This window comes from Oleiphilus sp. HI0132 (genome assembly GCF_001635845.1).
Genome location: NZ_LWGJ01000596.1, coordinates 1 through 894 on the forward strand (window position 1 = coordinate 1; position 894 = coordinate 894).

The window sequence follows — 894 nt, forward strand, 5'->3', positions numbered from 1 at the left end:
GAACCATCTCTTGATGGATTTGCTACAGCCTCATCTCTTTTATTGGTTAATCGGATTGAAAAAACATCAGGGTACAGGTCTTTTAAAGTTCGTTTTTGCCAAACGTAATAGAAATCCGATAGCTCTGCATACTGAACGTTGTCATAGTACGGAGGGTCCATACACACCAAATCTACAGATTTATCTTCAACCCCTTCGATATGGGCTGCGGTGCCATTGATAATTTGCAGAGGGATATTTTCACCGTAGACTTTGTTGACGCCAGCTAATAGTTCACTCAATTCTCTGTAAGCTTTGGCCGCCTGAATTTGTCCCCACCTTGGACCAGAATAAGGACCGGTATAAATCATTTCACCATACGTCCATTTTAACGAGTAGTCGTGACGGCCAAAGGTCCCTGATACAACCCCTCTTTGTGTGATCCAGCGAGTTTGCTTGCTGTTGTAATCGACTATCTTATCTATACCAAACTGAAGGTAGGTGATTATAGCTTTAGCTTTATCTAGGCCATACTCTTCTATGATTGCTGGTTTTAAAGTACTAATTGTATCCATTAAGACCAAATGGCCTAATAATTGTCGACTGTTAAACAAGTCACACCAGCGCTCCATTCCGTAGTTTGGTGGGCGCATGTCATTGCCCTTAGGGAATTTTTCAGTGGGAATAAGTCCCTTATCATCAAAGTAGTCCCACTTACTTTCTAAATATGATTTAGCCTTTTCGAATGATTCAATATCACTGTTATTAGGTGCTCTAAAATAACGGATTTTCTCCGTTTTAATTTCACCCTTTTTTTCCCCTGTTGTGAAATATTGAGGAAGTTTGTTTTTATCCAATTTAGGTTGAAAACGCGTTGCTACAACTGCGTAAATTTGGTCTTCCCATTTGCCGTGG

Annotated in this window: 1 protein-coding gene; it reads right to left on the bottom strand. The window is 40.3% G+C overall.

Translation table 11 applies throughout. The features are described from left to right. Nucleotides 1–894, bottom strand: an 894-nt coding sequence (locus tag A3766_RS30635) for a DUF1156 domain-containing protein (protein WP_197479407.1), incomplete at both ends; no start/stop codon positions are given.